Origin of the sequence: Brenneria sp. g21c3 (genome assembly GCF_040240345.1) — a bacterium.
In the GTDB taxonomy this organism is placed as follows: Bacteria; Pseudomonadota; Gammaproteobacteria; order Enterobacterales; family Enterobacteriaceae; genus Brenneria.
This window is the reverse complement of the sequence record NZ_JBEIAB010000014.1, coordinates 30,306-52,643: the sequence shown is the minus strand read 5'-3', so window position 1 is coordinate 52,643 and position 22,338 is coordinate 30,306. Positions and strand designations below refer to the sequence as shown.

The following is a 22,338-nucleotide window of genomic DNA, read 5'->3' as shown; positions in this document are numbered from 1 at the left end:
GGGAGCGCTGACGGAAGTGGGTGTTACGCGGCGTAAAAAATTATGCTGAGGCGATAGCAGGCTTAGGATGAGCCGCAAGGATGCGGCGAAAGCTTGCGCCACGTCTGGAACGTGTCGCAAGCGGTCCGTTAAGCCTGATACCGACGAAGGCACCGCACAGCGGCATAATTTAGCCGCAAGCCCGGGTTCATAGGGGGCTGGCGCTTGAGCCACCTATGTCGGGCGCGTGCTACGACGTAGCATGGAAATGGCGGCATTGTGGCGCACGAAACTGCCTCTGAGTCCGCATAAAAATGTGACTAAGAGACAGCAGCGACGCGGGGGCGGAAGCAAAAATTATTGCCCGAACATTTCCCTGATCCAGTCCGCCACGCCGTCGCCGTTTTGCTGTGCTGGCTGCGCCGGTTGCGTCGTCTGCGGCTGGCTGGCCTGACACAGCGCCTGCGGATTATCCGTCCAAATCGGTAAAGACCGCCCGGCGCTGCTGCCGTTACAGATAAAATTGCCGCTGGCATCCACCGTCATGGCCGCAATGCCTTCCGGCGGCGTCAGCATCAGCGGCAACGGCGTCTGATTTTCCAGGTAGCGGCGGTAGAGGGTCAATGCGCCGTTCGCGCCGGTCAGCTTCGCCGGCCCGTTGTTGTCGCGCCCCACCCAGCTTATCGCCACTTCCTTGCCGTCCACCCCGGCAAACCAGCTATCGCGCAGATCGTTGGTGGTGCCGGTTTTCGCCGCCAGGTGGTAATTCGGAAATTTAACCGCCAGCGAACGCGAAGTGCCGCGTTCCACCACCTGCTGCATGCCGTACAGCGTCAGGTAGGCCGCCTGGGCGGGAACCGCGCGCTCGGCCTGCGGGAAACTCTGGAACAATACCGTGCCGTCTTCGGCAATCACCGAACGTAAAGACGATAATGGCGCGCGATTGCCGCCGCCGGCGATGGTCTGGTATTCCTGCGCCACTTCCATCGGCGTCAGGCTGATCGCCCCCAGCAGCATCGAAGGCATCGGCGAGATCACATTTTCAGGAATCCCCAGCCGTTTCAGCGTGGCGGTAACCTGATCCAGTCCCACCGCCATCCCCAGATTCACCGTCGGCACGTTAAGCGAGTTAGCCAGCGCATCGACCAGCATCACGCGTCCGCGGAACTGGCGATCGTAGTTTTTCGGCTGCCACAGCTGGCCGTTGGGCTGCTTGAGCGACAGCGGCTCATCCGCCAGCCAGGTATTCAGCCGATAGGTATCCGGCTGGCTGAGCGCCGTCAGATAAGTCGGCGGTTTAGCCAGCGAACCGACCGGACGACGCGCCTGCAAGGCGCGGTTGAACCCGGCGTATTGCGTCTGCGATCCGCCGACCATCGCCCGGATCTCGCCGCTGAAACGATCGACGATCACCATGGCGGCTTCCAGATCGTTAACGCCGCGCGCGGCCCTTAATGCCGGAATCCCCTCTTCCACCGCTTTTTCCGCCGCATCCTGCGAGACCGGATCAAGGGTGGTGAACACCTTCACGCCGGACAGATCGCTGACCTTATCGCCCAGCTTTTGCTGTAATTCCTGCCGCACCAGTTGCATAAACGCTGGCTGAGGACTGATGACCCCGCCCCTGGGCTGTACGCCCAGCGGACGCGCGCTCAGCATGTTATACAGTTCGACGTCTATCACCTGCTGGTTCTGAAGCAGGCGCAATACCAGATTGCGGCGCTCCAGGGTGAGTTTAGGGTTGCGCCACGGATTATACAGCGACGCCCCTTTCACCATCCCCACCAGCAGCGCCTGCTGATCGAGACTGAGCTCATTCACCGGACGGCCGAAATAGTAAAGGCTGGCCAGCGGGAAACCGCGGATCTGATCGCCGCCGCTCTGACCGAGGTACACTTCGTTGAGATACAGTTCCAGAATGCGATCTTTGCTATAGCGATAATCCATGATCAGCGCCATATAGGCTTCGTTGGCTTTACGCCACAGGGATCGCTCATTGGTGAGAAACAGGTTTTTCACCAGTTGTTGCGTCAGCGTACTGCCGCCCTGGATCGCCCGTCCGGCGGTGATATTGGCTAAAAACGCGCGCCCGATCGAGAACAGGCTGATACCGTCGTGCTCGTAGAAATGACGATCTTCGGTCGCCACCAGCGTATCCACCAACAGATCGGGGAAGCCGGAACGCGGCACAAACAGACGTTGCTCGCCATTCGGCGACTGCATCATGGTGATCAATTTCGGATCGAGGCGGAAGAAGCCGAAGTTACGCTGATTCTCCAGATTCTGGATCTGCGACAAACGCTCGTTGCTGAACGTCAGACGGGCGTGAATCTGCCCCTCTTTGCCATCGGGGAAATCAAAAGGACGGCGCAGCATTTCAATGCTGTTGCCGCGTACGCTGAATTCCCCCGGGCGGGTAATACGGCTCACCTGACGATACTGCATCCCTTCCAGCAGACTAATCATCTCTTTCTGGTTATAGGGCATGCCGGGTTCAAGATTGAGCATTCGGCCGTACACCGCCGCCGGCAACTGCCACACCTTGCCCTCGATACGGGTGCGGATTTGGCTGTCGAGATACACGCCGTAAATGGCCAGCGTCACGGCAAAAATCAGGGCCAGTTTGATGAACAGTCCCAGCCAGCGACGTTTCTTACGCGGTTTGCCGGTCATGCTGTCCTCGTCATCATAGCCATTATCATCGTCATCAAAATCATCCTGATCATCTTCATAATCATCATCATAGTCGTCATTCCTGCGGCGCCGAACTGTTTGCCTGCGCGCAGGTTTACGTCCCGACGCTTTTCCCTTGCGTCCAATAGGTTCGCGATCATCCCCAGACATGCTTGTTGCTTCTCCGTCAGGTTGTCACAGCCATCCGCTTTACGCTTAAGCCGCCTTACTCTGTTTCCCGCGCCTTTCTCAAGGAAGAGGAAACATCTGAAATTAATGATTCTGATACTTTTTGGTGCGTCGCGTCGGGAGCGCATTCGCCGGGTCGTCCGGCCAGACGTGCTTGGGATAACGCCCCTTCATCTCTTTTTGCACCTCGCGATAAGCGCCTTGCCAGAAAGCGGCCAGATCGCGCGTAATCTGCAAAGGGCGTTGAGCCGGCGATAACAGCTCCAGCACCAGCGCGACGCGGCCTTCCGCCAGCAGCGGACTTTGCCGCTCGCCGAACATTTCCTGCATCCGCACCGACAATACCGGCGGTTTGTCTTCATAGTAGGTAATCGCCAACCGGCTGCCGCCCGGCACGGTGTAATGGCTGGGCAACGCGCTATCCAGCCGTTGCCGCAACGGCCAGTCCAGCAAACGCATCAACGCCTCGACCAAATCGATTTGCCGCAATGCGCGCAGATCCCTCACGCCGGATAAAGACGGCTGTAGCCACTGTTCCAGCGTCGCCAGCAGGGTTTCGTCATCCACCGTCGGCCAATTCGCCTCGGGCAACCACTGTCGGGCGCACAACAGCCGGACGCGCAGCTGTTGCGACGCCGTATCCCAATTCAGCGCGGCAAGCCCTTGTTCCCGCAGCCAGGCCAGCAGCGCCAACTGCAACTCCTCATCGGAGGGCTTATTTAACGGCCGGGAACGCAACGTCAGGCATCCTATCCGACTGTGTTTGCCGGCGCGCAGCGTACCTTTTTCTTCGTCCCAACGCACCACATTATGTTCGCTAATCAAGCCGGGCAACTGTTGTTCCAGATGCGCGATATCCAGCGGCAGCGCCAGCAGGATGCGCGCATCCGCACTATGGTCGTTCTGTAATAAAGCCGGCGCCATCAGCCAGTCGGCGCCGGACAACGCTTCGTCCGGCGACATCATCGCGCCGGCGCCGTTCGCCAACTGGTAGCGGCCGTCCTGACCGCGCCGCCGGGCGATGCGATCGGCAAATCCCTGCGCCAGCAGCCAGGCGGCCCATCCCGCATCGATACGGCCCGCCGCCGCCGATAAACGGCGCGTAAGCTGTTGCGAACGCCGCAGCCAGTGCGGCAGCGGACGATGCAGCCAGTCCAGCAGATTCATCGACCCGCCGCGCGGCGGCTCTTCCAGTATCGCCGCCAGACAGCCCGCCGTCGCCAGCGCATCTTTCTCCCGGCGAGCCGCCGCAACCAACATCGTCGCCAGCCGCGGATCGCAGCCGAGAGCGGCGATTTTGCGGCCATCCGACGTCAGCTTGCCCTGCCCGTCGGTAGCGCCGAGTTGACGCAAAAGCTGACGCGCGGCCTGCAAGGCGGGAAGCGGCGGCGGATCCAGCCAGACTAACTGTTCGACATCCGTGCAGCCCCACTGCAACAGATCCAGCCAAAAACTGCTGAGATCGCTATTCAGTATTTCAGCATCGCTTTGCGCGGCGGCGCGTTCGGCCTGTTCTCGGGAACATAAGTGCCAGCAGATACCGGCGCTCAACCGGCCGGCGCGCCCGGCGCGCTGCACCATTGACGCCTGGCTGACGCGCTGCGTCACCAGACGGGTTAAACCGCTTTTGACGTCAAAACGCGTGGTGCGTTCCAGACCGCTGTCCACCACCAGGCGGATCCCTTCGATGGTCAGACTGGTTTCGGCGATATTGGTCGCCAGCACCACCTTGCGCCGTCCGTCCGCCGCCGGCAGGATGGCTTTCTGCTGCTCCGCCAGCGTCAGGGCGCCGTATAAAGGACACAGATCCACATCCGCCGCCATGCTATCGGCCAGCAAGGACTGTACCCGTTTGATCTCCGCCACGCCGGGCAAAAACAGCAACAGCGACCCGGACTGTTCGCTCAATAAGCGTCTTACCTGGCGGGCTACGCCCTCTTCCAGCCGTTCGTGGCTATTTAACGGATGATAGTGCCGTTCCACCGGATAACTGCGCCCTTCGGAAACCACCGTCGCCGCCTCAGGCAGCAGCGCCGTCAGCCGGGTATTGTCCAGCGTGGCGGACATGATCAACAGCTTTAAATCCTCACGCAGCCCCGCTTGTACATCCAATAATAGCGCCAGCGCCAGATCGGCCTGCAAACTGCGCTCATGAAATTCATCCAGAATCACCAGCGCCACGCCGTTCAGTTCGGCGTCCTGTTGCAGCATGCGCGTCAAAATGCCTTCGGTCACCACCTCCAGACGGGTGGCGGGGCCGACGCGGCTTTCACCACGCATCCGATAACCCACCGTCTGACCTGGCTCCTCGCCCAACTGCTGCGCCAGACGCCAGGCGACGCTTTTCGCCGCCAGACGACGCGGCTCCAGCATAATTATCTTGCCGTCCGACTCTCCCAAGCAAAACAGTTGCAACGGCAGCCAGGTTGATTTCCCCGCACCGGTCGGCGCATGCAATAAAACCTGAGGCGACACGCGCAGCGCTGTTATCACGTCATTCAGTACGGCACTGACGGGCGGTAAAATCACAGAAATCTCCGTAAAGGTTAACTTTCGACGGCGGGCATTGTAGCATCGGATGGAATCAGAACTTAAGAGAGCGACATGCACCCGACCCGACGCCTGTTTTTTGCCCTATCATTGCCGGAAAAAATCCAGCGGGAGATCGTGCGCTGGCGCGCCGACCATTTTTCTCCGGAGGCCGGTCGTCCGGTGGCGGCCGCCAATCTTCACCTGACGCTGGCTTTTCTTGGCGAAATCAGCGAACAAAAAGAACTGGCGCTGCGTACGCTGGCCGGGCGCATCAGCCAGCCTGAATTTACGGTCGACCTGAATGACGCCGGCCAATGGCCGCGCCCCGGCGTGGTATGGATGGGTTGCCGGCAGGCGTCCCGGGGGTTATTGCAACTGGCCGACCTATTGCGCTCGCAGGCGGCCCGCAATGGCTGCCATCAAAGCGCGCAACCGTTCCACCCGCATATCACGCTGTTACGCGGCGCGACCAGACCGGTCGCCCTGCCGCCCGCGGATTTCAACTGGTCGATCCCCATGCGCCGTTTCTCCCTGTATCAGTCGCTGTTTGAACATGGCAAAACGCGCTATCAGACCATCGCCAGCTGGCCGCTGACCAAACAAAAATAGGATACCGATGCAATACACGCCCCGCTTACAGCCGGCCCGGTTAATTCAACGCTACAAACGTTTTCTTGCCGACGTGGTGACGCCGGAAGGAAAAACCCTCACCCTTCATTGCGCCAATACCGGCGCGATGACCGGCTGCGCCACGCCCGGCGATACCGTCTGGTACTCCACCTCGGACAACCCCAAACGTAAATATCCGCACAGTTGGGAGTTGACCGAAACGCAGCGCAACGACTGGATTTGCGTCAACACGCTGCGCGCCAATACGTTATTGCACGAAGCCTTGCTGGACAATCGGGTGGCGCCGTTGGCGGGTTATACCGCTTGCAAGACCGAGGTGAAGTACGGCGCGGAAAACAGCTGCATCGACCTGCTGCTACAGGCGCCGGACAAGATTAACTGCTATATTGAGGTGAAATCCGTTACATTGCTGCAACAGGGACAGGGCTACTTCCCCGATGCAGTCACCCTCCGGGGGCAAAAACATCTGCGCGAACTGCAACAGGTCGTCGCCAACGGTGAGCGGGCGGTGCTATTTTTCGCGGTGTTGCATTCCGGCATCAAACAGGTTTCCCCTGCCCGTCATATTGACCCGCGTTATGCCGAATTATTCACCGCAGCGCGGCGACAGGGGGTTGAAGTTTTATGTTACGGCGCCACATTATCTCCCGATGGCATCAAGTTAGCCGATCCGTTGCCGTTATTGATATGAAAGATAAATAAAGTGGCCATGCAATAACACGCTAACACGTTGTTTATCATCCGATGATAATACGTTGTTCCTCACACTTTATCAGGCCGGTGTCAGGAACCATTGCCAACCTAATCTTCATCTGCTATTTATAGCGGCCTGTTTTTCCCCCTTGGGGGATCGATATACCCAGTAATTGGATTTGCAGTAAGCAAAACGAATGAATCTGACGCGCCGGCGAAAGTCGGTCAGTCAGGTAAATACGGGCCGCTGAACAATGCTGTAACTTCGAGTGAGAAGGGTATAGTGCGTGTCGTGTTATGTAGGAGAAGCAACATGCAAGAAGGGCAAAACCGTAAGACATCTTCTCTGAGCATTCTCGCAATTGCCGGAGTAGAGCCGTACCAGGAGAAGCCGGGCGAAGAGTATATGAACGACGCTCAGCTGGCTCATTTCAAGCGTATTCTTGAAGCATGGCGCAACCAACTCAGGGACGAAGTGGATCGTACTGTATCGCATATGCGCGATGAAGCAGCGAATTTTCCCGATCCGGTGGATCGTGCCGCTCAGGAAGAAGAGTTCAGCCTGGAGCTGCGCAACCGCGATCGTGAACGTAAGCTGATCAAGAAGATCGCCAAAACACTGCAAAAAATCGAAGACGAAGACTTCGGTTATTGCGAATCCTGTGGCGTAGAGATTGGCATTCGTCGTCTGGAAGCCCGTCCAACGGCTGATTTGTGTATTGACTGCAAAACGCTGGCAGAAATACGCGAAAAGCAGATGGCAGGATAATTATCCATCCTGACAGCCTACGCCTGCGGGCAAGGTCATCTGACCCAGGGGTAGGCTGTACGGGATTTACCCCGCTTAATTGATTGAAACTGCCGCCGTACTTTGATGTTCACCACGCAATAGCGGCGTCGTGCTTGTCTATATGTCCGAAACAGATCATTACATCGGTCGCTTTGCGCCTTCCCCGTCCGGCGATCTGCACTTTGGTTCACTGATTGCCGCGCTCGGCAGTTATCTGCAAGCTCGCGCCAAACAGGGACGCTGGCTGGTGCGCATTGAAGATATCGATCCCCCGCGTGAAGTTCCCGGCGCCGCCGCACGAATACTCTCTCAGTTAGAACACTACGGCCTTTATTGGGACGGTGAAGTCACCTATCAGTCGCAGCGCCGCGCGCTTTATCAGGAGACGCTCCACTGGCTCGCCCAACAGGGATTAAGTTATTACTGCACCTGTTCCCGCAGCCGTATCCAGCAGTCCGGCGGCCGATATGACGGCCACTGCCGGGAACTCGCCCTGCCGGCGGAAGGCGCCGCTATCCGCATACGCCAGACTTCGCCGGTATTCAGCTTCCATGACGGCCTGAGCGGCGAGATTCACGCCGATCCCGCGCTTGCGGGCGAGGATTTTATTATTCATCGCCGAGATGGTCTGTTTGCCTATAATCTGGCCGTGGTGGTCGACGATCATGCGCAACAGGTTACGGAGATCGTGCGCGGCGCCGATCTGATTGAACCAACGGTACGGCAAATTTCGCTATACCGGCTGCTGGGATATCAGGAACCCGATTATATTCACCTGCCGCTGGTGCTGAATGCGGACGGCCACAAGCTCTCCAAACAGAATCACGCTCCGGCGCTGCTGGATAGCGATCCGCGTCCGGTATTAATCGCCGCCCTGGAATTTCTCCATCAGCCGTTGCCGGAAAGCTGGCAAGACCTGACGCTCACGGCATTGCTGGCCTGGTCCGTGGCCCATTGGTCGCTCTCTCCCATTCCCCGTCAGGGGGCAAAAACCGGTCCGCGATCACTTCAGCATTCTCAAATCGAGCCTGGTGAGCTATGATTAGCCGCTATTTTTTTGGTTGTGTTTTTAATTATTGATCACTATCGAGGTGTATTATCTTTACCCGAGTCGCTAATTTTTGCCGTAAAGTACTGAATCGTGAGCACGAAACGGTCAAAGCCGAGGAGCCGCGTCAACATCTGACCGTGATCCCTCGCGACCAACATAATATTTCACGCCGCGACATCAGCGATAATGCGCTGAAGGTACTTTACCGTCTGAGCAAAGCGGGCTACGAAGCTTATCTGGTCGGCGGCGGCGTGCGTGACCTGCTGTTGGGCAAAAAGCCTAAAGATTTTGATATCACCACCAGCGCAACCCCCGATCAGGTACGCAAGCTGTTCCGCAACTGTCGTTTGGTGGGCCGCCGTTTCCGTCTGGCTCACGTGATGTTCGGGCCGGAGGTGATCGAGGTCGCCACGTTCCGCGGACACCACGATCAGCATCAGGAACAGAGCGAAGCGAAGAATTCCGCCCAGCAGGCCCAGAGCGGCATGCTGCTGCGCGACAATATTTTCGGCTCCATTGAAGAGGACGCGCAGCGCCGCGATTTCTCCATCAATAGCCTGTATTACAGCATTGCCGATTTCACCGTCCGAGACTACACCAACGGCCTGAACGATCTGCGTCAGGGCGTGATCCGCATGATCGGCGACCCGGAAACCCGCTATCGCGAAGATCCCGTACGCATGCTGCGCGCCGTTCGCTTCGCCGCCAAACTGGATATGACCATCAGCCCGGAAACGGCGGAGCCGATCCCTCGCCTCGCCTCGCTGCTGCACGATATCCCGGCGGCGCGGATGTTTGAGGAGTCGCTGAAGCTGCTACAGACGGGTTACGGTCATCCGACCTACAAAATGCTGTGTGAATACCAGCTTTTCCAACCGCTGTTCCCATTGATCAGCCGTAACTTTACCGAAGCCGGCGACACCACGCTGGAACGGATGCTCGAACAGGTGCTGAAAAACACCGACCAACGTCTGCAAAACAATATGCGGGTCAATCCGGCGTTTCTGTTCTCCGCCATGCTGTGGTATCCGCTGATTGAACATGCGCAGAAACTGACGCAGGAAAGCGGTCTGGCTTATTTCGACGCCTTCTCGCTGGCGATGAATGACATTCTGGATGAACAATGTCGTTCGCTGGCGATCCCCAAACGCATTACGTCATTAGTCCGCGACATCTGGCAATTGCAACTGCGCCTGTCGCGGCGTCAGGGTAAACGCGCCTACAAACTGATGGAGCACCCTAAATTCCGGGCGGCCTACGATCTGCTTTGCCTGCGGGCTGAAATAGAAAAACATCAGGATCTTCTGCGTCTGGCGCAGTGGTGGGGAGAGTTCCAGGTCGCCGCGCCGCCGCGTCAGCAGACGATGTTGCACTCGCTGGATGACGGCCCGACGCCACACCGTCGCTCTCGCCCGCGGCGATCGCGCAAACCGGCGGCCGCACACAGAGAAAAAGCCTGATGACGCGCGTTTATCTGGCGCTGGGCAGTAATCTCGCACAACCCTTACAACAGGCGCATGCGGCCCTGACGGCGCTGGATAACCTGCCGCAAACCCGTCTGGTCGGCTGCTCCTCTTTTTACCGCAGCCGGCCATTGGGTCCGCAGGATCAGCCCGATTACCTGAACGCCGTCGCGGCGCTGGAAACCGGTCTGGATGCCGAGCGACTGTTGGATCATACGCAAGCCATTGAGCGGGAACAGGGCCGGGTGCGTAAAGCGCATCGCTGGGGGCCGCGCACGCTGGATCTGGATATTTTGCTGTTCGGCAACGACGTCATCCGCACGGCGCGGCTCACCGTCCCGCATTACGACATGAAAAATCGCGAGTTTATGCTCTATCCGCTGGCGGAGATCGCCCCTGAACTGGTTTTTCCCGACGGACAATCCCTTGCCCATCTTCTGACAAGCATCGATCGCAACGGCCTGACGCTGTGGCATAACGACGCCGACTGACCGCTGTTCGTCCAAGTGGGCGCTTGATCGCTATCGCTGCCCGCCTGCATCCATTAGAATGATCTCCCTCTATTCTTTGTCCTATTGATTGAATCAGGAAGGCTGTCATGAAACCGACGACCCTATCTCACTTGCGCCGATGGAAACAAGAGCAGCGGAAGTTCGCTTCAATTACGGCTTACGACGCCAGTTTCGCTCGTTTGTTTTTTGAACAAGGCATCCGTGTGATGCTGATTGGCGACTCGCTGGGAATGACATTGCAAGGGCATGATTCCACCCTGCCCGTCACCATCGACGACCTGGTTTACCACACGCACTGCGTGCGCCGCGGCGCGCCGCTGGCGCTGATTCTTTCCGATATGCCGTTTATGAGCTGCGCGACGCCGGAACAAGCCTGTAATCAGGCGGCCAAACTGATGCGCGCCGGCGCCAACATGGTGAAACTGGAAGGGGGCGCCTGGCTGGCCCCTACCGTGCGGATGCTGACGGATCGCGCGGTTCCGGTCTGCGGCCATTTGGGCCTGACGCCTCAATCCGTCAATATTTTCGGCGGTTATAAAGTTCAGGGTCGGGATGAAGCGGCGGCCAATCAACTGTTTGATGACGCCCTGGCCATAGAGCAGGCCGGCGCGCAGTTGCTGGTGCTGGAATGCGTGCCGGTCGCGCTGGCAAAACGCATTACGGAAGCCCTCGCCATTCCGGTCATCGGCATCGGCGCAGGCAACGTTACCGATGGACAAATTTTGGTCATGCATGACGCATTAGGCATCACAGGCGAGAAAACACCCAAATTCGCCAAGGATTTTTTAGCACAAAGCGGCGATATACGCGCAGCCGCGCGTCTTTATGTGCAGGAAGTTGAACAAGGCATTTATCCAGCCGAAGAGCACGCTTTCTATTAATATCGCTGCGTTCGTTAAGGAGTATAGACGTGTTGATTATTGAAACCCCTCTGTTGTTACGTCGTGAAATCCGCCGCTGGCGCCAGGATGGGAAACGTATCGCCCTGGTTCCCACGATGGGTAACTTGCACGACGGACACATGAGGTTGGTTGATGAGGCCAGAGAACGGGCCGACATCGTCATTGTCAGTATTTTTGTCAATCCGATGCAGTTTGAACGACCGGATGATTTAGCCGGCTATCCACGAACCTTGCAGGAAGACTGCGAGAAGCTGACCCGCCGCGGCGTCGATCTGGTTTTCGCCCCCGCGCCGGAGGATATCTATCCGCACGGGCTGGAAGAACAAACCTTCGTCGAAGTCCCCGGCCTTTCCTATATGCTGGAAGGCGCCAGCCGTCCCGGTCATTTCCGCGGGGTCGCAACCATTGTGAGCAAGTTGTTTAATATGGTGCAACCCGATCTGGCCTGCTTTGGCGAGAAAGATTACCAGCAGTTGGCGTTAATCCGTCAGTTGGTCAGCGACATGGGTTATGACATCAGCATTATCGGCGTGCCGATTGTGCGCGCCAAAGACGGGCTGGCCCTCAGTTCGCGCAACGGCTATCTCAGCCCTGAGCAGCGCCGGATAGCGCCGCAATTAAATCAGATCATGGCGACCCTCGCGGCGCAACTGGCTGACGGCAATCGTCAGTTGGACGAGTTAATCGCGCAGGCTGAAGTGTCCCTGAGACAAGCCGGATTCACGCCGGACGAGCTATTCATTCGCGACGCCGAAACGCTGCTGCCGCTGACGGTAGACAGTTCCCGCGCGGTGGTATTAATGGCCGCCTGGTTGGGTAAAGCGCGATTAATTGATAACCAGCAGGTCGATTTGACTGTTTGAACCGAGGTGATAAACCATGATACGCACCATGTTGCAGGGTAAACTGCATCGGGTAAAAGTGACCCAGGCTGATTTGCACTATGAAGGATCCTGCGCCATCGATCAGGATTTCATGGATGCGGCCGGCATACTGGAATACGAAGCGATTGATATCTATAACGTCGATAACGGCCAACGCTTCTCAACCTACGCGATCGCCGGCGAGCGAGGCTCGCGGATTATTTCGGTCAACGGCGCCGCCGCGCGCTGCGCCTGCGTAGGCGACAAACTGATTATCTGTTCCTATGTGCAGATGTCCGACGAACAGGCGAGAGACCATCATCCCAAAGTGGCTTATTTCGCCGGCGACAACGAGCTACAGCGCCAGGCCAAAGCCATTCCGGTGCAGGTAGCCTGAAGAAAGGCGGCGACATGCCGCCTCAGGCTGTAAAAAGCCCTTCCGCTTCCAACCCCATTGCCTTCCCATTGCAGGAAGGCAATGGGCGTCGTTCTCCCCCAACCATCGATGGATGGTTATTCCTCCCGACGGCTGCTGCCGATCTGCCAGATAAAGGTGGGCGGCGTGGCGCTGATCTCCCAGGCGCCGATATTGCGTAGTTTATAAATGACCGGATTATGCGACGCCACGGTGCGCGCGTTGCGCCAGTGGCGATCCAGCGCCTTATCGGCGCGGGTATCGGAGGCGCCCAGCGCGTTAAACAGCTCCGTCGCCGCTTTGGGGATCAGCTCGGTGGCGATAGCCTGGGCTTTGGCCGCGTCGACTTCGGCGGCGATATTCGCCTCCAGCTCCAGCGCCTCGTCGCCGCTGAAGTGCGCCTCGTAGGCGCGCTGCAACGATGTCGCCGCCTGAAGAACCGAGGCTTCCACCGCGTAGGACCAGGCCGATATCTGCCCGACCACCTGCTGAACCTGTACGTCGTCCTTAACCAGATCGCCGTTGCCGTGGCTGTAGATGCGCTTGCGCCGGCTGACGCCCTGCGCCGCATCGCGGGTCACTGCCCTGCCGATGCCCGCCTGCACCGCCAGCAGCACCTGCTGATAAAAGGCGGTCTGGTAGCGGAAGCGATCGGCGAAATCATACACATGCTCGGCCTGCACGTGCGCCTGCTTAAAGCGGGTGGTGCCGCTGCCGGTCAGGCGCTGGCCGAAACCGTCCCAGTCGTCGTCGCGCTGTACCGCCGCCTGCGCGGTGCTGACCAGCGCAATCACCGATCCGCCGTTGTCGGCGCGCTCGGCGTAGACGTCAATCCAGTCGGCAAACAGCGTGCCGGTGCTGTAAAACTTCTCGCCGTCCAACCGCCAGCCGTCGGCGGCGGGCGTTACCCGGGTGTTGACCTCCCCCAGCTTCACCGCGCCGATTTCGCTCCAGGCGCTGCCGACGGTCTCGCCGGCGACGAAACGGCGCAGCCAGCGCTCGCGCTCCGGGCTGTCCGGCGCATTCAGACGATCCTCGACGAAGGCCAGATGTCCGCGCAGCGCCTGCGGCAGGTTGGGATCGGCCTCGGCCAGCTCAATCAGCAGTTGGAACAGCTGCGGCAGCGAGGCGCCGTCGCCCCCTTGATCCTGGGGAATACGCACCGCGCCGAATCCGGCCTCCTTCAGCCAGCGCAGCGGCTCATCGGGCAGTTGGCGCGTACGCTCCCGCTCCAGCGCGCCCGCGGCGATGCGGGTAAATATCGGACGAAACCGGGCGGCCAGCCGGACGTAATCGGCGCCGGTCGCAATCAGCGGATTTGCGCTCATGCTTCACTCCTTTCATCAGTTACATCGTCGATATCCTGTTTGGTCGGTTCATGACGCACCGCCAGCAGGAAAATAATCGGGATAATGGCGCTGAGCGATACCAGCCAGAACATATCGGTGCCGAAGCGCGCCTGCAAAATGGGCAACACGAACAGCGCCAGCGCGCTGCCTATCCCCGACAGCGAGCGGCTGAAGCCGACGCCGGTGGCGCGAATCGACGTAGGATAAGAGAGCGCCGGATAGATCATCAGCTGCGCCCCCGGCCCGAAGCCTTCGGCAAACAGCCACAGCGCCAGCATGCTGACCGCCAGCACGATGCCGATGGTGGCCTGCGGCTGACCAATCAACGCCAGCGCAATCAGGGCGATGAATTGCAGCGCGAAACCGGCGATCGCCACGTGGCGCGACGGAAATTTCCACGCCAGCCGCATGCCGAGCAAACCGCCGGTAAAGGCGAACAGCGCGTTCAGCCCCAGCGATGCGGAGATGGTTTCAAATACCCCGGCGCCGAGGAACTGGGCCAGAATCGAAGGCAGGAAGAAGGCGATGGCGGTATATTCGAAGGCGATACACAGGTTCATCACGCCCGCCACGATGGTGCGTTCCCGGTACGGTTTCTGAAACAGCACGCGGAAGCTGACCTTGGGCGGCTTGGGCTTCTCCTCCACCGGGCGATCCGGCTCCGCTTCATGGGCCTGGATGCCGTAGGACTCGCGCAGAATGCGCACCGCGCTTTTCAGGTCGCCCTGATTGGCCGCCCACAGCGGCGATTCATTCATGAATTTGCGCCGCACGGCGATAATCAGCAGCGCCGGCACCGCGCCGAACAGCAGCGAGGCGCGCCACAGCCAGTCCATATGCTCCGCGGGCAGCAGAAAATAGAGGCCGAAGATAATCAGAAAGCACATGGATGAGGCGGCGTACCACATCGGACACCAGGCGGCGAGACGCGCGGCCTTGTTGCCTTTGCCGCTGAATTTGGAAAACTCCGCCAGATAGGCCATCGCCACCGGCAGATCGATCCCGACGCCGATCCCCATCAGGAAACGCGCGCCGATCAACACCCAGACGTTCGGCGCCAGCCCCGCGGCGATCGCCGACACCACGAAGAACAGCATGTCGGCCATAAATACCGAGTAGCGCCCGTATTTATCGGTCAGCCAGCCGCCAATCAGGTTGCCGATAATGGTGCCGATCATGATAGACGAGGTGACCAGCCCGGTGACCACCGGCGTCAGCGAAAACTCTTTCACCACATCGTCAATACCGTAAGAGAGCGTGGTGAGGTCGTAGGCATCGAGAAATATTCCGCCCAGCGCCAAAAACACAATCATGCGCGCATAGCTGGTGCTATCGGTGCGGGTGTTAATCAGCCGCGCCACATCGCCGGCCGAGCGCACCGGCGCCGATAACGATGGATCGATTCCATCATCGATATTTAATGTACTCATAATTCCCTCTAGCTATCGTTTATTTATGCAGGTGACTCACTCGGCGGAAACCGGCACCAATACGCCTTGCACCAGCGGATCGTCGGTTTCCCTTAACCACTGCTGCACCCTTGCGTCGGCAAAGGCTTTTTGCAGTTTTATAATGTTTTCGTTATGTAAATAATCGGTGCCGATCACTAACTGCGAGGCGAAGGTTTTCGGCGCCGGCGGAAATAAAATGCCTTTCTCACGCGGCACTTTGCCGGCGTCGAATTGCGAAACATAACCAATGGCGGCGTCCACCGAATTCAACGCGCGCGGCATGGTGAGCAGATCCAGTTCCTTAAAGCTAAAGCGGCGCGGATTCTCCCTGATATCTTTTAATTTGGCGGTACGCGGCTCTATCGCCGGATCGAGGCCGATCACATTCAGCCGCTGCAACAGCCACAGCGCCTGCCCCTGATTGGCGCCGTCGTTGGGGATGACGATTTCCGCGCCGTCCGGCAGGTCGTCGAAGGAGCGATAACGATCGGAATAGATGCCGAACGCCCACTGGAACACCGGCAGCGTGGGGGTCAGCTTGAATCCGTTGGCGTCCACCACCTGTTTCAGCCACCACTGGTGCTGGTAAATGGTGGCGGCGTATTTCCCCTCCGCCACCGCCCGGTTGGCCTGCACCGGGTCCTGCAAGCCGCTGGCAATCAGCGTCAGGCCGTAGTCCGGCGCGATATGCTCGGCGACGAACTGGATCACCCGCTCCTCCCCGGCCATCGCCGGTTCGAAATGCACCTCCAGCGTGCTGCCGAAATTCACCGCCTGCGCCTTCTGCTGGGCGAAATACCCGACGCCGACGGCGATGGCCGCGACAACCGCCAGCGCCAGCAACCACGGCCAGCGTCGTTTTTTACGTAATGTGAAAGTCGTCTGATGGGTCATGATGAATGCGTTCCCTGTGGATGACGTAGTGCGGCAACCAGCCGGTCGCCGATAAACTGAATCAATTGAATGGTGACGATCAGCGCCACAATGGTGGCGATCATGATGTGATGATCGAAACGCTGATAGCCGTACACCACCGCCAGATAGCCGATGCCGCCCGCGCCGATGGTGCCGGCGATCGCCGAGTATTCGATCATCGAAATCAGATTGAGGGTGATGGCGGAGACCAGCGCCGGCAGCGCCTCGCTCAACTGGGCGCGGGTAATGATCTGCCAGTGGGAGCCGCCGGACACCAGCCCGACCGCGGTCACCTCCGGCGGCAGCTCATTCAGGGCGTTCTCCACCAGCCGGCCGAAGAACGGCACGCCGGCGACAATCATCGGGATCACCGCCGCCGGGATGCCGATGGTGGTGCCGGTCAGCCAGAAGGTAAAGGGTATAATCGCCGCCATCAGCACCAGAAACGGCAGCGAGCGCCCCATATTCACCAGCCAGCTTAATGTCCGATACGCCAGCGGACGGGGAAACAGACCGCGCGTCGAGGTGTTGAACAACACCACCCCGACCGCCCCGCCGACGGCGACCACAAACAGCATCACGATGCCGACCATCAGCCAGGTTTCGCCATAGGCCGGCAGCATCAGGTGATGAATCTGATCCCAGGGGGTATCCTGGCTGATAACCTTGCTTGCCGTTTGCGTCATACCGCCTCCCGCCATGCTTCAGACTCACCCGCCACCTGGGCGATAACCCCATAGTGGCTAAGCTGTTCCACCAGCGCCCCGGGCGCCAACGGCGCGCCCTGAAAATGCACCGCCAATTGCAGCCGGCCCGCCAGTTGACCGCCCACGCGTTCGATATGACCGCCGAGCAGATCGATGCGCAACTGCCGCAGTTGGCTGATGTGGCTGATCCAGTCGGCGGCCACCGGCTGCCGGGCGGAATAGGTGACGTGCAGCAGCAGATCCCCCTGGGCGTCGACGGCCTCCAGCGGGAACAGTTGCCTTCCGAGCAGCGAATCCGGCGCGGCCAGTAAATCCCGCACCGCCCCTTGCTGCACGATCGCGCCGTCGCGCAGTTCCGCTACCGCATCGGCGGCGTTGCGCACCGCCTCCATCTCATGGGTAATCAAAATAATCGACAGGCCGAATTCGTCGCGCAGCCGTTTCAGCAGCGTCAGAATGGCGCGCGTCGACGCCGGGTCGAGACCGGAAGTGGCTTCGTCGGCCAGCAGCACCGACGGGTTGAGCGCCAGCGCCCGGGCGATGCCGACGCGCTGGCGCTGGCCGCCGGAAAGCTGCGCCGGATAGTTCGCCGCCTTATCGCTCAGCCCGACGCTCTCCAGCAGATGGCCCACGCGCTGTTCGATTTCGGCCGGGATCACCCCCAGATACTCCAGCGGCAGCGCGACGTTTTGCCACGCGGTTTTGCGTTGCAGCAGCGCCGATGACTGAAATACCGTGCCGATGGCCCGCCGTTCGCGGCGCAACGCCTCGCCGGACAGGCGCGACAAATCCTGTCCGTTGACCTGAATGCTGCCGCTGCTCGGCCGCTCCAGCAGGCTGATGCATTTGGCCAGCGTCGATTTTCCGGCGCCGCTGGGGCCGACCACCGCGGTAATCGATCCGGCCGGCACCTGCAACGACACGCCTTTCAGCACCTCGACGCTCTCGCCGTTGCGCCCGCGATACTGTTTATGCAGTTGCGAAATATCGATCATGGCTGCCGCTCTCCCACCGGTTGTTCCGTCGGGTTGAGCGCCGGCCCGCGCCGGTAGGCGGCCCCCGGATGCGGCGCGGCGAGACGCGGCCCCTGTCCGAACAGTTTTTCCCGCAGGGTGCCGGGCGCATAGTCGCGTTTGAATACCCCCCGGCGCTGTAGCTCGGGAACTAACAATTCCACCACGTCGCTGAAGGTCTCATGGGTGACCGCATAGGCCAGATTGAAGCCGTCGACGTCGGTCTCCTCCACCCAGGACTGCAACTCGTCGGCCACCGTCGCCGCGCCGCCGACCAGCAGCGGGCCGAAGCCGCCGATCCCTACCCAATCCGCCAGCCCCTGCACCGTCCACTGGCGATGGGGATCGGCGGTGGAGAAGTTTTCCACCGCCGACTGGATGGCGTTGGTATGCAGATGCTTGAGCACCTGATCCGGCCGGTATTGCCCGAAATCGATGCCCGTCCAGCCGGAAAGCAGCGCCAGCGCGCCTTCATAGCTCACCCAGGACTTATATTCCCGCCATTTGTCCTGCGCTTCCTTGTCCGTCTCGCCGACAATCACGGTTTGCAAATTAAAAATTTTGATGTCGTAGGGATCGCGCCCGGCTTCGACGGCGCGGCGGCGAATATCCGCCACCGTCTTTTTCAGCAGCACGCGGGAGGGCGAGGCGACGAACACGCACTCGGCGTGCTGCGCGGCGAACTGTTTACCGCGGCTGGAGGCGCCGGCCTGATACAGCACCGGCGTCCGCTGCGGCGACGGTTCGCACAGATGAATGCCCGGCACCTGAAAGAAGTTGCCCTGATGGTTGATCGGATGAATTTTGCTCGGATCGCTGAAAATGCGCCGCTGGCGATCGCGCAGAACAGCCCCCTCTTCCCAACTGCCTTCCAGCAGTTTGTACACCACCTCCAGATACTCGTCGGCGTAGTCGTAGCGCGCATCGTGGTCGGTCTGGCTCTGCTGGCCGATATTGCGCGCGCCGCTTTCCAGATAGGAGGTGACGATATTCCAGCCGACCCGCCCTTTGGTCAGGTGGTCGAGGGTGGAGAGCCGGCGGGCGAAGGGATACGGATGCTCAAAAGAGAGCGAGGCGGTCAGCCCGAAGCCCAGATGCTCGGTGACCAGCGCCATCGGGGTGATCAGCGCCAGCGGATCGTTGACCGGCACCTGCGTCGCCTGGCGGATGGCCGCGTCGCCGTTGCCGTTCAGCACATCGTAAATCCCCAGCACGTCGGCGATAAACAGACCGTCGAACTTGCCCCGCTCCAGCAGGCGCGCCAGATCGGTCCAGTATTCCAGATCCTTGTACTGCCAGGAACGGTCGCGCGGGTGCGCCCACAGGCCGGGCGACTGATGACCGACGCAGTTCATATCAAAGGCGTTAAGCCGGATTTCACGTTGCGATGACATAGTTTTCTCCATAGCGATCCCGGACCGGTGCCCTGTCTTGGCCGGGTTATTGTTATCGGGTTAACTCAGTAGAGAAGATTCAGGATGGCGCGGGACATCGCTGCGCGTCGCCGGAAGTGACGGCGGCCAGCAGTTGGTGGGCGATGGCCTCGGCGTGGTCGGCGACCTGCGGCAAACCGATCAGTTCGCCAAAACGCCCGCGTGCCGCGGGGCCGGCCACCAGCAGGCGCGGATTCGCCCGGCCGTGCCGGTCAATAACCCGACTGTGCTCATCGACCAGCAGCCCCAGCCCGAGCGGGTCGGCGCGCAGCTCGCCGCGTTGAGCCAGCGCCCGGAACAGCGGATTGCTCTCCAGCAGCGTACCGTGGGCCGGGCCGGTGGTGACGACCAGCCGGTCGACATGCAGGGTTTCCGCGCCGCCGCCGCGTTTTCGCAGTTGCAGCGCGATGGCGTTATCGTCGCCCACCGACGCCTGTTGCAGCCGGGCGGCCAGCACCCGCAGGCTGCCCTGCGCGCGCTGTTGCGCCAACAGCGCGCTGACCTGCGGAGCGACGCGGTAACGGTGTACGTCCCAGTAGGCGCGCAGGTGGCGCAGGAAACGCCGCTGCTCGGCCTGCGGCCACTGCTGCCATAGCTGTTGCCCGTTGACGCGAATCTCATCCAGCACCTTTTGCCAGGGCTGCCGCTGGAGGGCGGCGCGCTGAACTTCCTGGCGGATGAGCCTCAGCAGCGCGCGCGGCGTGGCGGCCTGCGCCGGCGATATCTCCAGCGTCCAGTCGGGAAAGTCGCCGCCGACGTTGGGGCGGGACAGCAGGCCGCGGCGGGAAAACGCCACGATGGCGCCGCGATGCCCCCGCCGTTGCAACGACGCCACCACGTCGGCCATGGTTAAACCGCTGCCGATAATCGCCACCCGATCGTTCTCCGCCACCGCATCCAGCGCGTCGTGACGCCAGGGGTCGGCGATCAGTCCGGGATGACGTACCTGCGCCAGCGGACTCGGCAGCGACGGCTGCGGATGACTGACGGCCAGCGCCACGCCATCGGCTTTCAGCCTGACGCCCTGTTCCGTGACGATGAATCCGTCCCGCCAGTCAACGGCGCGGTCTTGCAGATGACGCAAATTCCCGCCCGCCGCCTGGGCGAATTTCTCCGCCATGTAGCGGCCGAACACGCCGCGCCGCGGGTAGATTTTGCCGTCCCGCCAGCGCGCGTCGGGGTCGTCGCGCAGGCCGCCGGTTTCCTCGAACCAGCGCTCGAAACTGTCTTGCTCGGCGCGCGACAGCCACATCCTTTCCGCCGGCACGTTGATACGGTGCGCCGCGTCGGCGCTGGAATAGGCCACGCCCTGCCCCACCTGCGCGCGCGGCTCCACCACGGTTATCTCCAGCTCCGGCCGGGCGGCGCGCGCCAGATGAATCGCCACCGCCGTACCGGTATAGCCGCCGCCGACAATCACTATCCGCCGTTTAGTCATGCGCTCTTCCCTCTCCATGACGCCGGCGCTCAACGCGCGCCGGCCTGTTTGTTAACCGGCCGTTTATCGCCGCCGATGGTTTCGCCGAACGGCCCGGTATTCACCTGACGCGCCTGACGCTCCGCCGCTTCGGAGACCGGCAGCAGCGGCATCACCAGTTCGGCAAAGCGGTGCGCTTCCTCCAGGTGCGGATAGCCGGAAAAAATAAAGTTCTCGATACCCAGCGCCTGATATTCGCGGATGCGTTCGGCCACCTGCTGCGGATTGCCCACCAGCGCGGTGCCGGCGCCGCCGCGCACCAGTCCCACCCCGGCCCAGAGATTGGGGCCGATGCGCAGACTGTCGCGCGAACCGCCGTGCAGAGCGCTCATGCGCTGTTGTCCGGTGGAGTCCATGCGGGCGAAGATTTTCTGCGCGCTGGCGATGGTCTCCTCGTCAAGATGGGCGATCAGCCGGTCCGCCGCCGCCCAGGCTTCCTCCTCGGTTTCACGCACGATCACATGCAGACGGATGCCGTAGCTTAGCGTGCGTCCCGCTGCGGCCGCCCGCCGGCGCACCCGCGCCAGTTTCTCCGCCACCTGCTCGACCGGCTCTCCCCAGGTGAGGTAGCTGTCGATCTGATTGGCGGCGACGTCGATCGCTTCCGGGGAAGATCCGCCGAAATAGAGCGGCGGGCCGTTCTCCTGCACCGGCGGAAACAGAATCTCCGCCCCCTCGACGCGGATATGTTTGCCGGTGAAGTCGACCTTCTCCCCTTTGAGCAAGCGTGAATAGACGGTGAGGAACTCCTGCGTCACCTCATAGCGTTCGGCGTGACTGAGAAAAATGCCGTCGCCGCGGTTTTCCACCGGATCGCCGCCGGTCACCACGTTAATCAGCAGGCGGCCCGCGGATAAGCGATCCAGCGTGGCGGCCATACGCGCCGCCAGCGACGGCGGCTGCAATCCCGGACGCACCGCCACCAGATAACGCAGGCGACGGGTAATCGGCGCCAGCGCCGAAGCGATCAGCCACGAATCCTCGCAGCTTTTGCCGGTCGGGATCAGCACGCCGTAATAGCCGAGGTTGTCGGCGGCCAGCGCCACCTGTTGCAGATAGGGCAGATCCACCGCGCGTCCGCCTTCCGTGGTTCCCAGATAGCGGCCGTCGCCGTGGGTGGGCAAAAACCAAAAAACGTTGATAGCTTGTTGCTGCGCCTGGCTCATTATGCATTTCCTATATAACAATATGTCTTATATGTAGATAGAAAAACCGCCTTTCGTTATAAACGATGTCAGCACAATGCATGCCAAGATTAAAAACGAATAAAAAATATAAAAATCAATAAATTAAAAAAATCA

General features: G+C 60.4%; 18 protein-coding genes and 1 pseudogene. 9 read left to right on the top strand and 10 right to left on the bottom strand.

Annotation, left to right across the window (positions count from 1 at the left end; all coding sequences use genetic code 11):
• Positions 1–336: 336 nt before the first annotated feature.
• Both mrcB and hrpB read right to left on the bottom strand, forming a co-directional pair.
• The gene (gene mrcB, locus ABRZ28_RS18080) at positions 337–2,823 is read right to left on the bottom strand and encodes a bifunctional glycosyl transferase/transpeptidase (RefSeq protein ID WP_330521057.1); all 2,487 of its coding nucleotides are present in this window, start codon (positions 2,821–2,823) and stop codon (positions 337–339) included.
• Positions 2,824–2,925: 102 nt separating this feature from the next.
• A complete protein-coding gene (gene hrpB, locus ABRZ28_RS18075; RefSeq protein ID WP_330521055.1) occupies positions 2,926–5,370 on the bottom strand; it encodes an ATP-dependent helicase HrpB in 2,445 nt (814 codons plus the stop codon).
• A 75-nt stretch (positions 5,371–5,445) separates the two neighbouring features.
• On the opposite strand from hrpB, the gene thpR reads away from it, so the two are divergent.
• From thpR to panD, 9 genes and pseudogenes are all read left to right on the top strand, one after another.
• A complete protein-coding gene (thpR, locus tag ABRZ28_RS18070) occupies positions 5,446–5,982 on the top strand; it encodes an RNA 2',3'-cyclic phosphodiesterase (RefSeq protein WP_319604340.1) in 537 nt (178 codons plus the stop codon).
• Between the two features lie 7 nt (positions 5,983–5,989).
• Positions 5,990–6,694, top strand: coding sequence for a DNA/RNA nuclease SfsA (gene sfsA, locus ABRZ28_RS18065; RefSeq protein ID WP_330521054.1), 705 nt, complete (start codon positions 5,990–5,992; stop codon positions 6,692–6,694).
• Between the two features lie 315 nt (positions 6,695–7,009).
• The gene (dksA, locus tag ABRZ28_RS18060) at positions 7,010–7,465 is read left to right on the top strand and encodes an RNA polymerase-binding protein DksA (RefSeq protein ID WP_136168102.1); all 456 of its coding nucleotides are present in this window, start codon (positions 7,010–7,012) and stop codon (positions 7,463–7,465) included.
• A 142-nt stretch (positions 7,466–7,607) separates the two neighbouring features.
• Positions 7,608–8,521, top strand: a pseudogene (gene gluQRS, locus ABRZ28_RS18055) (tRNA glutamyl-Q(34) synthetase GluQRS).
• Positions 8,522–8,584: 63 nt separating this feature from the next.
• Entirely contained in the window at positions 8,585–9,997 is a 1,413-nt protein-coding gene (pcnB, locus tag ABRZ28_RS18050; RefSeq protein WP_330521084.1) for a polynucleotide adenylyltransferase PcnB, read from the top strand.
• Positions 9,997–10,491 (top strand): 2-amino-4-hydroxy-6-hydroxymethyldihydropteridine diphosphokinase, encoded by a 495-nt coding sequence (gene folK / locus ABRZ28_RS18045; protein WP_330521051.1) that lies wholly within the window; start codon positions 9,997–9,999, stop codon positions 10,489–10,491. Before pcnB ends, folK begins: the two co-directional genes overlap by 1 nt.
• Positions 10,492–10,598: 107 nt before the next feature.
• Positions 10,599–11,393, top strand: coding sequence for a 3-methyl-2-oxobutanoate hydroxymethyltransferase (gene panB / locus ABRZ28_RS18040; RefSeq protein ID WP_319604344.1), 795 nt, complete (start codon positions 10,599–10,601; stop codon positions 11,391–11,393).
• 29 nt (positions 11,394–11,422) lie between these two features.
• Positions 11,423–12,277, top strand: coding sequence for a pantoate--beta-alanine ligase (gene panC / locus ABRZ28_RS18035; RefSeq protein WP_330521050.1), 855 nt, complete (start codon positions 11,423–11,425; stop codon positions 12,275–12,277).
• A gap of 16 nt (positions 12,278–12,293) precedes the next feature.
• Positions 12,294–12,674, top strand: coding sequence for an aspartate 1-decarboxylase (panD, locus tag ABRZ28_RS18030; RefSeq protein WP_319604346.1), 381 nt, complete (start codon positions 12,294–12,296; stop codon positions 12,672–12,674).
• A 116-nt stretch (positions 12,675–12,790) separates the two neighbouring features.
• Here the strand turns inward: panD and ABRZ28_RS18025 are convergent, their stop codons facing one another.
• The 8 genes from ABRZ28_RS18025 to ssuD form a co-directional block, all read right to left on the bottom strand.
• Positions 12,791–14,020, bottom strand: coding sequence for an acyl-CoA dehydrogenase family protein (locus tag ABRZ28_RS18025; RefSeq protein ID WP_330521049.1), 1,230 nt, complete (start codon positions 14,018–14,020; stop codon positions 12,791–12,793).
• Complete coding sequence (locus ABRZ28_RS18020; RefSeq protein WP_319604348.1) at positions 14,017–15,471, bottom strand: MFS transporter; 1,455 nt, start codon at positions 15,469–15,471, stop codon at positions 14,017–14,019. Before ABRZ28_RS18020 ends, ABRZ28_RS18025 begins: the two co-directional genes overlap by 4 nt.
• Before the next feature lie 36 nt (positions 15,472–15,507).
• Positions 15,508–16,386: a MetQ/NlpA family ABC transporter substrate-binding protein gene (locus tag ABRZ28_RS18015; protein ID WP_330521048.1), complete on the bottom strand. Its 879-nt coding sequence runs from the start codon at positions 16,384–16,386 to the stop codon at positions 15,508–15,510.
• Positions 16,383–17,093: a methionine ABC transporter permease gene (locus tag ABRZ28_RS18010; RefSeq protein WP_330521046.1), complete on the bottom strand. Its 711-nt coding sequence runs from the start codon at positions 17,091–17,093 to the stop codon at positions 16,383–16,385. The genes ABRZ28_RS18015 and ABRZ28_RS18010 overlap by 4 nt, the downstream gene beginning before the upstream one ends.
• Positions 17,090–18,109 carry a methionine ABC transporter ATP-binding protein gene (locus tag ABRZ28_RS18005; protein ID WP_330521045.1) on the bottom strand — a complete coding sequence of 340 codons (1,020 nt, stop codon included), beginning with the start codon at positions 18,107–18,109 and terminating at the stop codon, positions 17,090–17,092. Before ABRZ28_RS18005 ends, ABRZ28_RS18010 begins: the two co-directional genes overlap by 4 nt.
• A complete protein-coding gene (locus tag ABRZ28_RS18000; RefSeq protein ID WP_319604352.1) occupies positions 18,106–19,521 on the bottom strand; it encodes an LLM class flavin-dependent oxidoreductase in 1,416 nt (471 codons plus the stop codon). The genes ABRZ28_RS18005 and ABRZ28_RS18000 overlap by 4 nt, the downstream gene beginning before the upstream one ends.
• A gap of 79 nt (positions 19,522–19,600) precedes the next feature.
• Positions 19,601–20,998 carry an FAD/NAD(P)-binding protein gene (locus tag ABRZ28_RS17995; protein WP_330521044.1) on the bottom strand — a complete coding sequence of 466 codons (1,398 nt, stop codon included), beginning with the start codon at positions 20,996–20,998 and terminating at the stop codon, positions 19,601–19,603.
• Between the two features lie 29 nt (positions 20,999–21,027).
• Positions 21,028–22,203: an FMNH2-dependent alkanesulfonate monooxygenase gene (ssuD, locus tag ABRZ28_RS17990; RefSeq protein ID WP_319604354.1), complete on the bottom strand. Its 1,176-nt coding sequence runs from the start codon at positions 22,201–22,203 to the stop codon at positions 21,028–21,030.
• Positions 22,204–22,338 lie beyond the last annotated feature (135 nt).